The 16,277-nt window shown below is 31.4% G+C and carries 15 protein-coding genes and 2 pseudogenes; 10 read left to right on the top strand and 7 right to left on the bottom strand.

Annotated features, from left to right (window positions below; all coding sequences use genetic code 11):
• Positions 1 to 24: 24 nt before the first annotated feature.
• From FQU21_RS12000 to FQU21_RS11990, 3 genes are all read right to left on the bottom strand, one after another.
• Positions 25 to 978 carry a Fic family protein gene (locus tag FQU21_RS12000; protein ID WP_147678355.1) on the bottom strand — a complete coding sequence of 318 codons (954 nt, stop codon included), beginning with the start codon at positions 976 to 978 and terminating at the stop codon, positions 25 to 27.
• 217 nt (positions 979 to 1,195) lie between these two features.
• Positions 1,196 to 2,176 (bottom strand): hypothetical protein, encoded by a 981-nt coding sequence (locus FQU21_RS11995; protein ID WP_147678239.1) that lies wholly within the window; start codon positions 2,174 to 2,176, stop codon positions 1,196 to 1,198.
• A 141-nt stretch (positions 2,177 to 2,317) separates the two neighbouring features.
• Positions 2,318 to 2,785, bottom strand: coding sequence for a DinB family protein (locus FQU21_RS11990; protein ID WP_147678238.1), 468 nt, complete (start codon positions 2,783 to 2,785; stop codon positions 2,318 to 2,320).
• A gap of 230 nt (positions 2,786 to 3,015) precedes the next feature.
• Here FQU21_RS11990 and FQU21_RS17840 point away from each other — a divergent pair.
• Positions 3,016 to 3,202: pseudogene (locus tag FQU21_RS17840) on the top strand (IS110 family transposase); the annotation flags it as partial.
• Between the two features lie 77 nt (positions 3,203 to 3,279).
• Here the strand turns inward: FQU21_RS17840 and FQU21_RS11980 are convergent.
• Positions 3,280 to 3,750: a DUF6169 family protein gene (locus tag FQU21_RS11980; RefSeq protein WP_147678237.1), complete on the bottom strand. Its 471-nt coding sequence runs from the start codon at positions 3,748 to 3,750 to the stop codon at positions 3,280 to 3,282.
• 567 nt (positions 3,751 to 4,317) lie between these two features.
• On the opposite strand from FQU21_RS11980, the pseudogene FQU21_RS17715 reads away from it, so the two are divergent.
• Positions 4,318 to 4,505, top strand: a pseudogene (locus tag FQU21_RS17715) (IS110 family transposase); the annotation flags it as partial.
• 48 nt (positions 4,506 to 4,553) lie between these two features.
• Here the strand turns inward: FQU21_RS17715 and FQU21_RS11970 are convergent.
• Positions 4,554 to 5,234: an Abi family protein gene (locus FQU21_RS11970; protein ID WP_187269376.1), complete on the bottom strand. Its 681-nt coding sequence runs from the start codon at positions 5,232 to 5,234 to the stop codon at positions 4,554 to 4,556.
• A gap of 355 nt (positions 5,235 to 5,589) precedes the next feature.
• Here FQU21_RS11970 and FQU21_RS11965 point away from each other — a divergent pair, with 355 nt between their 5' ends.
• Entirely contained in the window at positions 5,590 to 6,054 is a 465-nt protein-coding gene (locus FQU21_RS11965; RefSeq protein ID WP_147678235.1) for a hypothetical protein, read from the top strand.
• A gap of 572 nt (positions 6,055 to 6,626) precedes the next feature.
• Here FQU21_RS11965 and FQU21_RS11960 read toward each other — a convergent pair.
• Both FQU21_RS11960 and FQU21_RS11955 read right to left on the bottom strand, forming a co-directional pair.
• Entirely contained in the window at positions 6,627 to 7,421 is a 795-nt protein-coding gene (locus FQU21_RS11960; RefSeq protein WP_141422662.1) for a cation efflux transmembrane domain-containing protein, read from the bottom strand.
• A 507-nt stretch (positions 7,422 to 7,928) separates the two neighbouring features.
• Positions 7,929 to 8,255: a DMT family transporter gene (locus FQU21_RS11955; RefSeq protein ID WP_147678234.1), complete on the bottom strand. Its 327-nt coding sequence runs from the start codon at positions 8,253 to 8,255 to the stop codon at positions 7,929 to 7,931.
• 233 nt (positions 8,256 to 8,488) lie between these two features.
• On the opposite strand from FQU21_RS11955, the gene FQU21_RS11950 reads away from it, so the two are divergent.
• The 7 genes from FQU21_RS11950 (at position 8,489) to FQU21_RS11920 (ending at position 16,275) form a co-directional block, all read left to right on the top strand.
• A complete protein-coding gene (locus FQU21_RS11950; RefSeq protein ID WP_147678233.1) occupies positions 8,489 to 9,844 on the top strand; it encodes a UDP-N-acetylmuramate--L-alanine ligase in 1,356 nt (451 codons plus the stop codon).
• A 266-nt stretch (positions 9,845 to 10,110) separates the two neighbouring features.
• Complete coding sequence (locus FQU21_RS11945) at positions 10,111 to 11,202, top strand: FIST signal transduction protein (protein WP_147678232.1); 1,092 nt, start codon at positions 10,111 to 10,113, stop codon at positions 11,200 to 11,202.
• Positions 11,196 to 12,917 carry an ATP-binding protein gene (locus FQU21_RS11940; protein ID WP_147678231.1) on the top strand — a complete coding sequence of 574 codons (1,722 nt, stop codon included), beginning with the start codon at positions 11,196 to 11,198 and terminating at the stop codon, positions 12,915 to 12,917. Before FQU21_RS11945 ends, FQU21_RS11940 begins: the two co-directional genes overlap by 7 nt.
• Positions 12,918 to 12,958: 41 nt before the next feature.
• A complete protein-coding gene (radC, locus tag FQU21_RS11935) occupies positions 12,959 to 13,657 on the top strand; it encodes a RadC family protein (RefSeq protein WP_147678230.1) in 699 nt (232 codons plus the stop codon).
• Between the two features lie 39 nt (positions 13,658 to 13,696).
• Complete coding sequence (locus tag FQU21_RS11930; protein ID WP_147678229.1) at positions 13,697 to 15,001, top strand: polysaccharide deacetylase family protein; 1,305 nt, start codon at positions 13,697 to 13,699, stop codon at positions 14,999 to 15,001.
• Positions 14,991 to 15,680, top strand: a complete 690-nt coding sequence (locus tag FQU21_RS11925; protein WP_147678228.1) for a YjjG family noncanonical pyrimidine nucleotidase — start codon at positions 14,991 to 14,993, stop codon at positions 15,678 to 15,680. The genes FQU21_RS11930 and FQU21_RS11925 overlap by 11 nt, the downstream gene beginning before the upstream one ends.
• Positions 15,681 to 15,720: 40 nt before the next feature.
• The gene (locus FQU21_RS11920; protein WP_147678227.1) at positions 15,721 to 16,275 is read left to right on the top strand and encodes a hypothetical protein; all 555 of its coding nucleotides are present in this window, start codon (positions 15,721 to 15,723) and stop codon (positions 16,273 to 16,275) included.
• Positions 16,276 to 16,277: the final 2 nt, after the last annotated feature.

The raw sequence follows: 16,277 nt of genomic DNA, 5'->3' as shown, positions 1-16,277 counted from the left end.
ACCACAGTACTTTGTTGTGCCCAGTTATTTTAAACGATAGATTGTCTTATTTTTTTCTCCAATTTTTTCAAATAAATCCAATTCAGATCCTTTCTTTAAATCTCTACTTGCAGTTGCTGAAGAAATATCTTTAAAAATATTCATATAATCTTTTCTTGTAAATTCAGTTTTATTTAAAGAAACATAATATTCTAATCTATCTTTTTCATTTAACGTTCGATTATTGAAATCTAATAGTTCACTTATTGAAATATCAATAACGTTTAGCATATATTCAATAAAATTAGTTGACTTTCCAGATTTATCACTTTCAGCTAAAGATTTATAATATTTTTCCTGGTCTTTACTAATTAGGGTTTCAAAAGGCAAAAACTCAAAGATTGGATATTTTTCCATTAAAATTAAAGTTTGCCATAATCTTCCCATTCTACCATTTCCATCCAAAAATGGATGTATAAATTCCATTTCGTAATGGAACACACAACTTTTAATTAATTCAATTTCATCAGATTTTTTCAAATATTCAAAAAGGTCTTTCATTAAGTATGGCACATTTTCATAAGGTGGTGCTAAATGCTCAACTTTTGAGCCTTTTACAATTCCGACACTTTGATTTCTATATTTTCCAGAATTTTCAATTAAACCTTCCATTAAGTTTTGATGTGCTTTTAAAAAGGATTTCTCATTTGAAGGATTATAATCTTCTAAGTTTTCATAGATTTTAATTGCATTTAAAACTTCAATAACATCTTTTTTAGGGCCAATAACTCTTTTGTTTTCAAGAAGTGCTGTTATTTGTTCTACTGTAAGTGTGTTTCCTTCTATTTTTAAAGAAGAATGAATAGTTTTGATTCTATTCTGTTTTCTCAATTTAGGTGAAGGTCTGTTTAATAAATTAGCATTTACTTCTCCTATTTTTTCTGAAATCGAAGTTATTAATTTTAAAATAGACGATGTTATTTCGTAAGGTGGTTTCATTTGTGATACTATCATTTGATACTATCAAAGATACAATCATTTATTCTGAATTATCTAATGAAACGGAATTTTTTAATTGGGCACAACGTTGATGTATAAGAATAATAGCGAGTTTGTGTGCGAGGATTTTCCGCAGGAAAATCAGGCGTAACAAACTCGCAACGACCTTTGGTTAGGCACTAAACCGCAATAAATTTTATACTGTGTTGGGCGTTCGTTATTTTTCCGTTTGCTTATTTATCCAATCCATTAATTCATCTTTATTTATTTCATTCCAAGTTGTCTGTGTATTCCGATTTTCGGATTGATTATAATCCGGATGTAAAACAATTAATTCCGTATTTTCATTTCCTGCAAGTTCTAATTCAGCTAAAAATCCAACGATGTCAGTCGAATTGTTTTCATATAAGGTTCTGTAGTATTTTTTTAGTCTATATTTTATTTTAGGCTCAATGTAAGCTCTAACAGCATAATTTTTGTAAAATTTAATATTTTCATTATTTTCATCAGAGTAACTATACGTCGAGAAATTGTGGTAATTATCTTGGGCAGTTTTCGGCGTGCCTTGCAAATAGGTTTCCAACATAAAATTCATAAATATTGGCTCCCAAAGGTTAATTCGATTTATTTTTATATCTCGTTTGTGTTGTTGCCATTTTCTTAACCAATCTAATGTGAAATCACAAATAACAACTCCTTTTATGTTAACCTGAAAATCATAATTTCCCTTTTTGATAAATTCAATATATTTCATCGCTCTATGACCTACTAAACTTGCACCTAAAAAGAAAATATTTTTATTAGGTAAATTATGTTTATTAAAAACCTTTTGAATTAAATTATGAGTATAATTCATAGATGATTTAGAAAAGTAAAAGTCTAATGGGGTTTCGGTTGAAATTGACAATACCGCAAAGTTATTTTCAGATGCTTGACTATACATCTGCTTTGAACTAAAATTCTTTTTGTCATACTTTGAGTCTTCGAGGAAAATAAGTACGCCTTTAATTTCTTTATTTTCAGGAAGCATTAGAGTATAACCTTTTTGAATAAAAGGCAAAAAGTCCTTTTCTCTTATTCCGACTTTTAGACTATCATTTTTTACGGGTTCGTAATATTCAACCATTTTCTGTGAAAAAGATTTCGTGCTAAAAATAGTCAGGAAGAGTATAAATAATACCTTAAAAGGTGTTTTCATTATCGTTTTTTTTAATTACGCACAACGGTTTTGTATTTGAAAAGTAGTGGATTTTTATGCACTAGCTTTTCGGATTTATACTAACCTTAAATTTATAAAAATGATTTACGTTTAAGTACTAATGTTGGCTGTAGTGTTTTTTCAATCCCATATTTTTGGTCTATCAATTTTCATTGCTCTTAAATAAGATAAAAATTGTCCTGCGTGAACTGATTCGTGATATCCAATCCGCAATAAATATTTTCCAAGTATTTTTTTTTCACCGTTCCCTGGATGAATGATTTCGGTTTCGTTTAATTCCGTTTCCGAAAATTGCCTTACACTTTCTATAAATTTTTTTCTATAAGGTTCGGCATATTCAAGTTCATCAGTAACGTTAATGAATGGTCGGTTTTCCCAAGGTGTTTTATAATTTGTCATATCACCTTGATTAATAATAATATTCCATCCATAATCAGCCTCTAAAACGTGTCTTATCATTTCTGACGCACTCATTGCTTTTTCGTCAGGTTTCCAATTATAATATTTCTCTGGTAATCCATTCCAAAGTTTTATACTTCTTCTTCTTATTTCTGTAAAATTTAAAACTATAAGTTCAGATTGGGTCATTTTCTTTGTTTTCGGGAATGTCGTTTTGCATTACAGCCAACGTTGTTGTATAAGAATAGTGCGAGTTTGTATGCGAGGATTTTCCGCAGGAAAATCAGACGTAACAAAAGTGCACGGACTCTTAATTAAGCACTAAACTTACGCATTATTTTTACACAATGTGTGTGCCTAGTATGGGCATCTTGTATTTAAGGCAAGGTAAATAATTAATCTATAGGACGCAAGTCTACAGTTTTAATACCTGTAAATATAACCATGCTTGCAAAGCAATTTACGATCGATTAGTAGCCAAAGGAAAGCGCAAAAAAACTAGCCTTAATAGCGGTTTGAAATAAGCTTTTAAAACAGGCTTTTGCTATCGCAAAATCTGGTCTAACCTATGATAATAATTATAGAAGTGTTTTAGTGAAAAGTTAATGAGGTTTTACTTGTTTTTTATCACAGTACTTTGTTGCCAACAGTACTTTTTAAATATGTTCATAGACATACTGAAATCATTCATTTTTAGCTCTTTCATAAACGTCTAACGTTAAAAGTATTTCAGTTTCCATAAGTGCAGTATCATAGATGTTTGAACAATACAAAAATGAAATATTATAATCTGCTGAATCAAAGTCATAATCATATTTAACCCATTGTTCCATCCCGCAAATTGAAAACCAACGGCTAAATAATCTTTTTCTATTTAATTGTCTAGAATCTGCACTATCGCATAAAAAATGAATTACTAAAGATTGGTCTGTTTCTAAAAATTCAATTATAATACTTAATATTGTTGAGGATATTTTAGTATCCTTTCTGCCTTTTTTTTCATTAATTTCTCCAAAGTCTAGAGAGTATACGTTATTTAAAGGAAAGGTTTCTTGATACATATTTCTAAACGCAACGTAATATGTAAGGTTGTGCTCTGTGTAAAAATAAAAATAGGGGCCATCAGCCCCTTGTTCTTTATAATATTTATACATAACTAGTTGTTATCCTTAGCTTTTTCTTTTATTTTAGCTATGATTTTCTTTCTGTGCTCTTTTTTATCAAGAGCCATTTTTTCCAATACTTTAATTGTATTGTGATTAGCTTTTATTGTCGTTGAGCGTATCATTGCGTTATACTTGTTTGTTAATTACATACAAAACTACAATAACTATTCCAAATTAAGTATATACTTAGTATACTATGTATTTATATTGTATTTACTAGTTATAGTTTTTAGCTATAGAAAAATAGTCTTTTAATTGTTTTTAACTTTCAAATATCATCGAATAAATTATAAAATAAACGAGTAACTAAGAAATAATTCAGTAAGTCTTTTAACGCGTAAGAGTGCGCTTGTATTGTTGGCAACGGTTATGTATAAGAATAGTTGCGAGTTTGTATGCGAGGATTTTCTGCAGGAAAATCAGACGTAACAAAAGTGCACGGACTCTTGATTAAGCACTAAACTTACGCATTATTTTTATACAATGTGTGTGCCTAGTATGGGCATCTTGTATTTACGGCAAGGTAAATAATTAATCTATAGGGCGCAAGTCTACAGTTTTAATACCTGTAAATATAACCATGCTTGCAAAGCAATTTACGATCGCTTAGTAGCCAAAGGAAAGCGCAAAAAAAACTAGCCTTAATAGCGGTTTGTAATAAGCTTTTAAAACAGGCTTTTGCTATCGCAAAATCTGGTCTAACCTATGATAATAATTATAGAAGTGTTTTAGTGAAAAGTTAATGAGGTTTTACTTGTTTTTTACCACAGTACTTTGTTGGGCATAGTTTTTTATAGGTTATTAATCATATTTATTCTAGTGTCAATTCCATTGAAATAGTCCACATAATCAGTCAAGTCAGCGTCTATCCATTCCAATAATTCATAAATTTCATTTTTAATATTAATTGCTTCTGTAAAATCAATTGCGTTTCTATTAAAGCAAATAGGTTCGTTATGATAAACTCTATTTCTAAATTCTCTAACGTTATTTAATTTTTGGTTTAAAATATTTCTGTTCACGTGAGTTGGTTTGTTGGGAAAGCAATGGATTACAACACCTCCAATTAACCTGTAGTGATGAGTGTCAAACAAACTTGTCCAAAAACCAAAAGATTGTTCCGCAATGACTTTTCCAGAGGTTACAATTCCGCCTTTCCGTCTAATTGTTCTTTCGGCTTTGTTTACTGAATTTTTTAAAAAGAACCTTGAGCCAGTTAGTGAAGGATGATTCATAAACCCATTCTTTTCCGCTATTATCCAATTCGGATTTGCAAAATGTGATGAAACTTGGTAGTTGACAATGTTTCTAAAAAATATTTCGAAAAGATTTAAAACAGGGTAAAAGGATTGTGCTACTCTCAAATTTATTCTATATAATTTTTGTGCTTTCGATTTTGAGTTTCCTGTAGCGATTAAAAATCGGTCTAATCTTGGTTGAGATAAGTAGTATTCTAAATTTTGATATTCCAATATTCTTTTACTTTTATTTGTCTAATACAAAATAATTCACTTATTTTGTATTGTAATGCTTAATCAAGCCTCTTTCTTTATAGAAACGTAATTAAGTGAAAGATATACAAAACCTCTCAATTTCCGAGGGGTTTTTTCATTTTTATACGTTCCGCTTAAATTATGCACAACGGTCTTGTATATGAAAAGTAGCGTGTAAAGAAACGTATACTTTTCCGACTAAAATAACGTTATTAAATGAGCAATACAATAATATTTGGCACAGAATTAGCTATTTTTTATATACGTTGTTAGCCATAGTTATTTATATTTGCTTATTATTTTGTAAATTCACTTTATAAAACTGTTGTTCGAGATGGAATGTTTATCACATAAATCAGAAATTGTTAACACTTTTTCTAATGTCAGAAGTTTTTCTTACCAAGAGAAGAAAGCTCCTTTAATGGACGAAGAAAGAGTGAATTCGCTTTTGGACGCTATTCTTGATTTTAAAAATAGTTTAAAAGAAAAGACCGATAAGATTTATAATGTAAGTGAAAGAATTGAAAAAATCACTTGGTTTAATGAGTTAGATGAAGAAAGTTTAATGCTTTTGAATGATTTAATTTCATCTGCAAAAGATTTAAGAACTTCTTTAATCAGACAATTTATTTCAATGAATTCTTTTAGAAGAAAAGGAATTGCTAAAGAAGAAATAAAAGATTTCAAAAATTCTATTGATGAATTAAAAGAAGCCTATGAGGATTTAGAATCTGTATTTTTCTTTCTTCCTGAAATGCCAGATTTTGTTGAAACTACTTCAAAACTTTCTCTTGTGTAGATATGGAATTGTATTGTTTAGAAGATTTTAAGGTTGAATTTGATAAATTAAAATCTAAAAAATCTTATAAAACAATCGAGCAAGAAATTATCACTTTTTTTTTGGAAAGACAACCGAACAGCTTTGTTCAGGTGTAAGATTAAATCACAGTATTGATGTTACATATATAAAAAAGAGATTAGGTGGTCGAGGTGGTTTTAGAGTTTACTTTTTATTAGTAATTAAAAATGATTCTTTGTATTTAATGTTTGTCCATCCTAAAACAGGTTCTCAAGGTTCGGATAACATAACAGATGAGTCAAAAGCTTATTTATATAAAAAAGTTTTAGAGTGTATCCAGTCAGAAGATTTATATAAATTGTCTTTAGATGACTCGAAAAAAACAATCAAATTCGATAAATTAGTTAGCGTTCGGTCATAATTATGCCTAACGTGTTTGTGTATGATTTCGTTGCGTGTTTAAGCACTAAAGTTAGCAAATAAATCACAGATAGAAAGTCCGCGAGGACTTTCGTAAGTAAACTATAACTAGCAATGAATTATACACGGTGTTGTAAGTAGTGCTTTTTTATTCACTTACTTAATTTCAATATTCTAAATGCTCCTTGAATTACCAAAACAAAAACGATTGTTCCGATAATCAAATCAGGTTTGCTCGAACTCAACCAATTTACCAAAATTCCAGCAATTATTACTCCTAAATTGATAATCACGTCATTTGATGTGAAAATCATACTCGCTTTCATATGAGCCTCTTCTTTGCTTTTTGACTTTTGCAAAATGTAAAGACAAATTCCGTTTGCAATAAGTGCAAAAATCGAAACGATAATCATTGTCGAAAAATCGGGAAGTTTCTCGTTTCCAAAAAATCTTCTTAAAACTTCCACAAATCCAATAATCGCAAGTGTTATTTGAAAATATCCAGCAAGTTTTGCAATCCGCTTTTTCTTAATCAACGTTCCGCCAACCGCAAACAAGCTAATTCCGTATACGAAACTGTCGGCAAGCATATCCAAACTATCGGCAACAAGACCCATTGATTTTGAGATTATTCCTGTTGTCATTTCGATAATAAAAAAGGCAAAATTGATTGCAAGTACAGACCAAAGTAGCTTTTTTTGGTTTGCATTTTCATTAAATTCTGTTTGGTCGGTCTGTTCGGTCGAGATTTTCTTTCCGCCTAAATTTAGTTCAATAACGGACTTTTCGATTTGGTCGGATTCTCCGCTGTGAAAAACAGTCAGTTTTCGGTTCGGAATATCAAAGTCCAAATTCGCAATACTTGAAATTCCGTCCAATTTCATTCGGATTAGATTTTCCTCTGAAGGACAGTCCATTTTGGTAATTTCGAATATTGTTTTTTTCATTCGGTTTCTGGGTTTTTCGGCATTACTTACAACGTGTTCATATAAATAATCAAAAGCCAAATAACATTCCAAAAAGAAAGTATAACAATGGTTTTTACCTTCTTTTCCATTCCTATGCTATCGCCTTTAACTCATGTCACGAATATAATCACTTTCTTACATAATTGCTATATTTTTATTGTATTTATAAGCATATATTTAAAATATAATATAGTACTAGCACCGTACTTTCAGCCAAAACAAGCCAGGAGTTAATTATTTTTTAACCGCTTAAAACGCGCATCCATAAGGTTTCAATACAGCCTTATTCCACCTTTGTTCGTTCAAACCTCCATCTAGAAAAAACACTCCCGAACGAGAGACGAACAGCACTCCTTTTTTTTAGAAATTGTGATAAATCGTCCCAAGTAGTGGCCAGATTTAAAACCAATTTAAAAACGAATTATAACAACAATAATGAAATAAAACTTCTTAGGAATGCCTGTGGGTTAAGGTGTATTAAAACAGTTAGTTCGAAACAAATTTCAGCCCCACAATAGAGGCAATTAAAGTCGATAGAAAAAAGAGACGCCAAAAGGTGGCGGGTTCTTTAAAAATTAGGATGCCCAATAACACGGTTCCTACGGCACCAATACCGGTCCAAACGGCATATGCTGTGCCAATAGGAATGTTTTGTGTGGCTTTTACCAGTAAAATCATGCTACAAGATAAACAGATTAAAAAGCCTAAATACCAATAGAGGCTTTCCGGGCTGTTGGCTTCTTTAGCTTTCCCTAGGCAGGCAGCAAAGGCGACTTCAAAAAGACCTGCTATTATTAATAGAATCCAATTCATATCATACAATGGGGTGTTATAAAATGAGTTAAACGAAGTTATTACTTTTTGTTATAAATTCAAGGGGGTGAAAAATAAAATAAAAAAAAGATCATGCTTTTTGGTTTTGCAAGCCATCAATAAAAAACGAGCTTTAAAGCCTTTTAAAAATTAAAATAAAGGAACAATTTTCCTAAGGAACCCTTCAGCAATTCAGGACAAAAAAGTATCTTTGATATATTCAAAAAAAGCAGATGAACGTACATTTTATAGCCATTGGCGGTTCGGCCATGCACAATTTAGCCTTAGCGCTTCACAATAAAGGATACCAAGTAACAGGAAGTGATGATACTATTTTCGAACCTTCGAAATCGCGCTTAGCATCTCAAGGCTTATTGCCTGAGGCATTTGGTTGGTTTCCCGAAAAAATTTCTGAAACTTTAGATGCTGTGGTATTAGGTATGCACGCTAAAGCTGATAATCCGGAGCTATTAAAAGCACAAGCTTTAGGTTTAAAAATTTATAGTTATCCGGAATTTTTATACGAACAATCTAAAAACAAAACCCGTGTGGTTATTGGTGGAAGTCATGGAAAAACAACCATTACCTCAATGATTTTACACGTGATGCATTATCATGATATTGATGTTGATTATATGGTTGGCGCACAGTTGGAAGGTTTTGATGTGATGGTAAAACTTACCGAAGACAACGATTTTATAGTGCTAGAAGGTGATGAATATTTGAGTTCGCCTATAGACAGACGCCCAAAATTTCATCTCTACAAACCTAATATTGCCTTGTTGAGTGGTATTGCTTGGGATCATATAAATGTGTTTCCTACTTATGAGAATTATGTGGAGCAATTCAGCATATTTGTAGATTCTATTGTAAAAGGTGGGAGCATAAATTATAATGAAGAAGATGCCGAGGTAAAACGTGTGGTGGAAGCTAGTGAAAATACCATTCGGAAAATAGCTTATAAAACACCCGAATATACGGTGGAAGATGGCGAAACGCTCTTAGATACTCCCGAAGGTCTTTTGCCAATTGAGGTTTTTGGAAAACATAATCTTAATAATTTAGCGGGTGCTAAATGGATTTGCCAACACATGGGGGTTGATGAAGATGATTTTTACGAAGCCATTGCCACCTTTAAAGGCGCTAGTAAACGTTTGGAGAAAATTGCCGAAGGTAAAACAAGTGTAGCCTATAAAGATTTTGCACACTCGCCAAGTAAAGTGGAAGCGACAACTAATGCCGTAAAAGAGCAGTACCCAAATAGAACCATAGTGGCTTGTTTAGAGCTACACACCTATAGCAGTTTAAATGCCGAGTTTTTAAAAGAATACAAAGGCACTCTTGATGCTGCCGATGTGGCGGTGGTTTTTTACTCGCCACACGCTGTAGAAATTAAAAAATTGGAAGCTGTAACGCACGAACAAATTGCTGATGCTTTTGAGCGAGACGATTTAATTATTTACACAAACCCCGAGGATTTTAAAACCTTTTTGTTCGACCAAAATTTTGATGATAAAGCCTTGCTTTTAATGAGTTCGGGTAATTATGGTGGTTTAGATTTTGATGCTGTAAAAAAGCTTATGGCTTAGAGTTTAGTGGTATTAGCTTAAAATAAAGTCCTTTGTTTTTTAAAAAAATAAATAAGGTTATGTATTGGTTTATATAGGTTTCATTATTGGTCTAAAATAATCTACCAAACAAAAAACAGCAGTTTTATTACTTAGATTCTTTTTGTTATTTTTGAGTAATGTTAAAAATGTTATGCGTTTTTAAAATAATTAACAGAAAAGCATATTGTTTTTTATTAAATTAAAGACGCAGTCCTTGTTTAAGGCGTTGCAAATTAAACTTAACTATGAAGGTTTATCAACTATCTTTAAGCGCAAGCCATTGGCTCGATGCTTTATCGGCTATTACGGTTACTCCAAATTTATTTTTACTTTTTGTGTCTCCAGATTTCGTTTTAAAAGCTGACGTTTTATCCGAATTACATCAGCGATATCCAGAAGCCATAATGATAGGATGCTCGACAGCTGGCGAGATTTCTGAAATTACAGTTAAAGATAATACCATTGCTTTAACCGCTATTCAATTTGAAAATACACGAGTAAAATTGGCTTCTGTTCAAGTTGAAGCCAGCTTATCTAGTGAAAAAGCGGGTCAAATAATTGCTGAAAAATGGTATGCTGAAAATTTAAAACATGTATTTGTTTTAAGTGAAGGATTGCACGTGGATGGTGCAGAATTGTTAGCAGGTTTAAAAAAGAATTTAAATGGTGTTAGTATTACCGGAGGTCTGGCTTTAGCTGATAAAAATTTTACTAAAACCTTAGTCGCTGTTGGGCTCTATGGTAATAGTTTACAGGTTGGTTATGGTTCTGAAGGCGGTTGGGATAGTTTTGGTATTGAACGTTTGGTAACAAAATCGGATAAAAAAACATTATATGAATTAGATGTCGAGTCCGCCCTAGCCATTTATAAACGATTGTTAGGTAGTAATGTAGGTGATTTTCCAGGAAAAGGCTTACTATTTCCGTTAAGCATGCGAACTAATGAAAATGAAACACCTGTAGTTCGTGGTATTTCTGGAATTAATAAAAACGATAAAAGTTTAATTTTTGGAATCAATATTCCTGAAGGCGCCGTAAGACCCTTAATAAAAGGGAGTACCTATAAATTAATTAAAGGTGCCAGAGATTCAGCTGTTGCGGTTACCCAACAGTTAAAAGAAGAGGTAGAATTGGCAATATTAATAAGCTGTTTAGGCAGAAGATTGATTTTAAAACAATTAGTAGAAGAGGAGGTAGAGATCGTCCAAGAGGTTGTTGGAAGAGATCCAAAAATAACTGGGGTTTATTCTTATGGAGAAATAGCTCCTTTTGGTGAGTGGTCTCCCTGCGAATTACACCATCAAACAATGACCATAACAACACTTAAAGAATGTTAAACAAAGGCTATCATAAACTGTTAAGACGTCAATTAAAAAAATCTAGAGTAAACCCTATTGATAATCTTAATTTTAAATGCTTTTTAGAAGCAGTAAGCGCCGCTTATACTAGTTTTGATGAAGATATTTATAGGTTAGAAAATATTTTAGAGTTAAGCTCTAAGGAGCTTTTGGCTGTAAATAAACAATTAATTAAAGAACGCGATACTACAGCGTCTAAATTAGAGCATATTGTAGATAATATTGGCGGTATTATTTTTGAAACTGATTTGAAAGGGAATTTTACCTATTTAAATGTGGCATGGGAAAAATATACTGGGTATTCGGTAAAAGAGAGTTTAGGGCGAAATTATAAAGAATTTATATCCAATACAGATATAAATGAAAATAAAAGTAACTATAGATTTTTTAGGAAAAATAAGACCGTTTTTACGTTTAAATTAAAAACACCAAATAAAGATATTTGGTTCGAGTTAACTGCAAAAATTTTTTATAATACAGAAAATAAAGAGCATGGTTTTATAGGAACCATTATCGATATAACCAATTTAAAAGAAATAGAAATACAACTACATAAAGCCAGCATATCTAAAGATGAGTTTCTCTCTACCATGTCTCACGAAATTAGAACACCACTAAATGCAGTAACCGGTTTGTCTAATGTTTTGTTAATGGAAACATATTTGCCACACCAAGAGGAAACCCTTAAAGGGTTAAAATACTCTAGCGAACACTTGCTTGATTTAATTAATGATTTATTAGATTTTGATAAAATAAAATCGGGTAAAGTAGAAATTATACAACGCGAATTTAATTTGTTGACTTTTTTAGATAAAATTAAAGAACAATTCGATTACCAAGCCAATAAAAAAGGACTCGTTTTTAAATTGATAAAAGAAAATAACCTGCCCAAAAACATTATTGGAGATCAAGTCGTTTTAACCCAAATTATTCAAAACTTATTAAGTAATTCATTTAAATTTACAGCGCATGGCAGTGTAACGCTCAGTATAAAAAAACTAGAGGAAGTTGCTAATAGAATCTCTCTTGAATTTAAAGTTATCGATACAGGAATTGGTATTACTAAAAGTAAGCAAGAAGCAATTTTTGAAAGTTTTGTTCAAGCCAGTTCCGAAACGGCTATTAAATATGGGGGAACAGGACTTGGGCTTTCTATTTGTAGGCGCTTATTAAAACTACAAAATAGCGATTTAAAACTTGTAAGTGAATTAGGAAAAGGATCTATGTTTTTTTTCAAAATAGATTTTAAGTTAGATAAAAAAAGTGACTCATTTAATAATAAAAACATCGATTTAAAACCTACATATAAACCATTAAACATAAATGTTTTAGTTGCAGAAGATAGTAAAATGAACGTGTTTGTTTTAAAAAAAATGTTTTTAAATTGGAACGTTAATTTTACAGTTGCCGAAAATGGAGAGGAAGTAACAAAACTAATAGATAAGGCTCTTTGTGATTTCGATTTAATATTAATGGATTTGCAAATGCCAATAATGAATGGTTACGAGGCTACAAAATATATTCGAGAATTGCCAGACCCCAAAATAGCAAATATTCCAATTATTGCTTTAACCGCATTGGCGCAAACCGATATAAAAGAAAAAACCAAACAATATAAAATGAATGGTTTTATAGGTAAACCTTTTGAAGCAAGTAAGTTATATGCTGTTTTAAAATCATATAGTTCTACTTAAATTTATAGCTATGGTATAAAAAAAATATGTAGATTTATAGAATGAGGAATAAAGAACGTGCATTTTCTATAAAAAATTGGAGTCAGGACGACCAACCTCGAGAAAAATTACTCTACAAAGGAAAAGCCGCTTTAAGCGATGCGGAATTAGTGGCTATTTTAATTGGTTCGGGTAATCGTGAAGAAAGTGCCGTAGCACTATGCAAACGTATATTAGCCAGTACAGAAAATAACTTGAGTGCCCTGGGAAAGCTTTCTGTAAAACAACTTATGGCATTCAAAGGTATTGGGGAAGCCAAAGCGATTAGTATTATTGCGGCATTAGAATTAGGACGCAGAAGGCGTGGTGAAGAAGCTTTAGAGAAAAAGAAAATTACTTCTAGTAAATCGGTGTTCGAACTGATGCAACCGGTTATTGGCGATCTCAATCACGAAGAGTTTTGGATAATTTATTTGAATAATTCCAATAAAGTCATTCAGAAAAATCAATTAAGTAAAGGTGGTATTACAGGCACCTTAGTTGATGTTCGGTTAGTTCTTAAAAACGCGCTCGAAGTTGGTGCTTTAGGGTTAATTTTGGCGCACAACCACCCTTCTGGAACATTAAAGCCTAGCGAAGCCGACAAAAATATCACACAAAAATTAAAAATTGCCGCACAAAGTTTAGATATAAAGGTGTTAGATCACCTAATTATTACTGAAAAAGCATACTTTAGTTTCGCCGATGAAAATGTGTTGTAAATTTTCATTTAATAATAGGAAAGCCTTATTCAAATAGTTATGTTATTAGTATATACTCATAAAATATCCCCACGATTAAAGTATGTTTTTAAGCATATTTGTACACGAATACTAGGCATAGAGGTTACTTTTACCACAAAAATAGAAAGTTTTATAGCCCACGATAGTATAAAAATGTCTTACACCAAACAAGCACTTGGTAATGAGTTTTTTATAAAAAGTAACGATTTATTATTTGAGCAAGGTTTAAGCGATGTCGATATTAATATCCAACCCTGGGAAAACACTAAATGCTTTTTTTATATTGGAGAAAATAGTGGTTTGCCTTTCGATATATTTGCCGCAGCATTTTATTTATTATCTCGATATGAAGAATATTTACCTCATGTAAAAGATGAATTTGGTAGGTTTACCGCCTCCGAAAGCTTAGCTTTTAAACATCAATTTTTAAAGCAACCCGTTGTAGATATCTGGGCTTATAGATTTAAAAAAGCCATAGAGAAACAATTTCCAGAATTTAAATTTCCAGTAAAAACATATCGTATAAAACCAGTTATCGATATTCCTAACCCCTACCTTTATAAATTAAATGGTATTATTAGAACCGTTGGTGGCACTATAAAAGATGTTTTTAAACTAAAATTTAAAGCCCTATACACGCGCTTTATGGTGCTTATGAATTTGAAACACGATCCATTCGATTCGTTTAAATACTATATAAATAAACAAAAACAGTCTAAATTTAAATTTGTTTTTTTCTTTTTATTGGGCGAATATTCTACTTACGATAAGGGAATTAGTGCAAACAATAAAGGCTTTATATCCCTTATAAAACACGTTGCAGACTACTGTCATGTTGGATTAAAAGTGTCTTTTTTCGCAATAGATAAACCAGATATTTTGAAGAAAGAAAAAAATAAAATGGAAGAAATTATTAATAAGCCCTTAAAAGCCACCAGGCAGTCTTTTTCTAAATTAAACTTGCCAGAAAGTTATAGAGGGTTAATAGAGTTAAATATACGTGAAGATTATACCATGGGCTATGCTAATGAAATTGGATTTAGAGCAGGCACCTGTACACCGTTTTTATTTTACGATTTAGACTACGAAGTACAAACACCACTTAAAATTTGTCCCTATCACCTCATGGATTTTGCGTTATTAAAATATAAATCATTATTAGATAAAAAGCGGGTGTTGAATAATATTATTAATGAAGTAAAACAGGTGAATGGTGAGTTTGTTTCCGTATTTCATAATTATACCTTAAGTGAAGGTTATAGATGGCAAGGCTTTAAAGAATTGTTTAATATTATTTTAGATTCCGCAGATTATGAAGATTAATACCATTACCGATGTGTTTTTCGATTTAGACCACACCCTTTGGGATTTCGATAAAAATTCGGCATTAACATTCGAGAAAATATTCGAAATAAATGATATAGACGTTGAAATTGATACGTTTTTAGAACACTATGTTCCTATTAATTTTAAATATTGGAAACTTTATAGGGAAGAAAAGGTAACTAGAGAAAACTTGCGTTTTGGTCGTTTAAACGACACTTTTTTGGCTTTAAATATTGAGCAAGAGGTGGATATGGTGCATAAATTATCTCATGATTATTTAGAGCATTTATCAAGTTTTAATCATTTGTTTGATAACACTTTTGAAATTCTCGATTATTTAAAAACACAGTATAGTTTGCATATTATTACTAACGGTTTTGATGAGGTTCAGCATAAAAAGATGCAAAAATCTAATATTTTACACTATTTTGATACCGTTACAAATTCTGAAATGGTGGGTGTAAAAAAGCCAAATCCTAAAATATTTAATCATGCCTTAGAGCAGGCCAATACAAAAGCAGAACGTAGCATTATGATTGGCGATAGTTTTGAAGCCGATATTCTCGGTGCAAAAAATATAGGGATGGATGTTATTTTTTTCGATGTTAATAATACAGAATTAAATGAAAACATTAAGAAAGTTGATAATTTAATGAGTTTAAAGCATTATTTATAGCCTATACACTAAACCCTGTTTTAAATCGTTTGACACCTTAATGAATACTTTTAAATATAAAATTGCTTTTTTTCTATGTTCGAGTATGTTCATTTTCTCGTGTACAAAATCTATAGATTTCAATCAAGTGGAAGATTTAGAGGTGACTCCAGAATTCGAAGCTAGCTTCATTCATTTTAATGAACCAGCAAGTCGGTTTTTGGCGAATGGGGTGGAGGTATCTACTTCTCAAGATTTTATAGATATCGAGTTTTTTAGATATCAATTTACATCCAATCATTTAAAACGAGTTGAGCTAGTGTTTGAAACACAAAACACCATAAACAGAGCCTTTGCTTTTACCATAGATTTTATTGATATTACAAATACTGTGGTACACAGTTTTACCGTTCAGGAAAATGCTTCTGCAGATCATACCGATACAGTATCTACTTATACCGAGGTGTTTGAAAATGAAGACCTTTTAGCCCTAAAACAAACCGTAAGAATTGCCTATACCTTACGTTTGCGGAATGGAACGCCTATAGATACGGACAGCTTAGGGCGTGTTGCCTGTAAATCCTACGCCGCATTTCAAATTAATTTGGTAGACTAGAA

This window comes from Algibacter pacificus (assembly GCF_008033385.1).
Taxonomy (GTDB): Bacteria; Bacteroidota; Bacteroidia; order Flavobacteriales; family Flavobacteriaceae; genus Algibacter; species Algibacter pacificus.
The sequence above is the reverse complement of the archived record's forward strand: the minus strand, read 5'-3'. Positions and strand labels throughout refer to the sequence as shown.

Excerpts from the sequence above, each read along its gene's own strand:
- FQU21_RS12000 (WP_147678355.1), bottom strand. The coding sequence starts at position 978 with ATGAAACCACCTTACGAAATAACATCGTCTATTTTAAAATTAATAACT.
- FQU21_RS11995 (WP_147678239.1), bottom strand. The coding sequence starts at position 2,176 with ATGAAAACACCTTTTAAGGTATTATTTATACTCTTCCTGACTATTTTT.
- FQU21_RS11990 (WP_147678238.1), bottom strand. The coding sequence starts at position 2,785 with ATGACCCAATCTGAACTTATAGTTTTAAATTTTACAGAAATAAGAAGA.
- FQU21_RS11980 (WP_147678237.1), bottom strand. The coding sequence starts at position 3,750 with ATGTATAAATATTATAAAGAACAAGGGGCTGATGGCCCCTATTTTTAT.
- FQU21_RS11965 (WP_147678235.1), top strand. The coding sequence starts at position 5,590 with ATGGAATGTTTATCACATAAATCAGAAATTGTTAACACTTTTTCTAAT.
- FQU21_RS11960 (WP_141422662.1), bottom strand. The coding sequence starts at position 7,421 with ATGAAAAAAACAATATTCGAAATTACCAAAATGGACTGTCCTTCAGAG.
- FQU21_RS11955 (WP_147678234.1), bottom strand. The coding sequence starts at position 8,255 with ATGAATTGGATTCTATTAATAATAGCAGGTCTTTTTGAAGTCGCCTTT.
- FQU21_RS11950 (WP_147678233.1), top strand. The coding sequence starts at position 8,489 with ATGAACGTACATTTTATAGCCATTGGCGGTTCGGCCATGCACAATTTA.
- FQU21_RS11945 (WP_147678232.1), top strand. The coding sequence starts at position 10,111 with ATGAAGGTTTATCAACTATCTTTAAGCGCAAGCCATTGGCTCGATGCT.
- FQU21_RS11940 (WP_147678231.1), top strand. The coding sequence starts at position 11,196 with ATGTTAAACAAAGGCTATCATAAACTGTTAAGACGTCAATTAAAAAAA.
- radC (WP_147678230.1), top strand. The coding sequence starts at position 12,959 with ATGAGGAATAAAGAACGTGCATTTTCTATAAAAAATTGGAGTCAGGAC.
- FQU21_RS11930 (WP_147678229.1), top strand. The coding sequence starts at position 13,697 with ATGTTATTAGTATATACTCATAAAATATCCCCACGATTAAAGTATGTT.
- FQU21_RS11925 (WP_147678228.1), top strand. The coding sequence starts at position 14,991 with ATGAAGATTAATACCATTACCGATGTGTTTTTCGATTTAGACCACACC.
- FQU21_RS11920 (WP_147678227.1), top strand. The coding sequence starts at position 15,721 with ATGAATACTTTTAAATATAAAATTGCTTTTTTTCTATGTTCGAGTATG.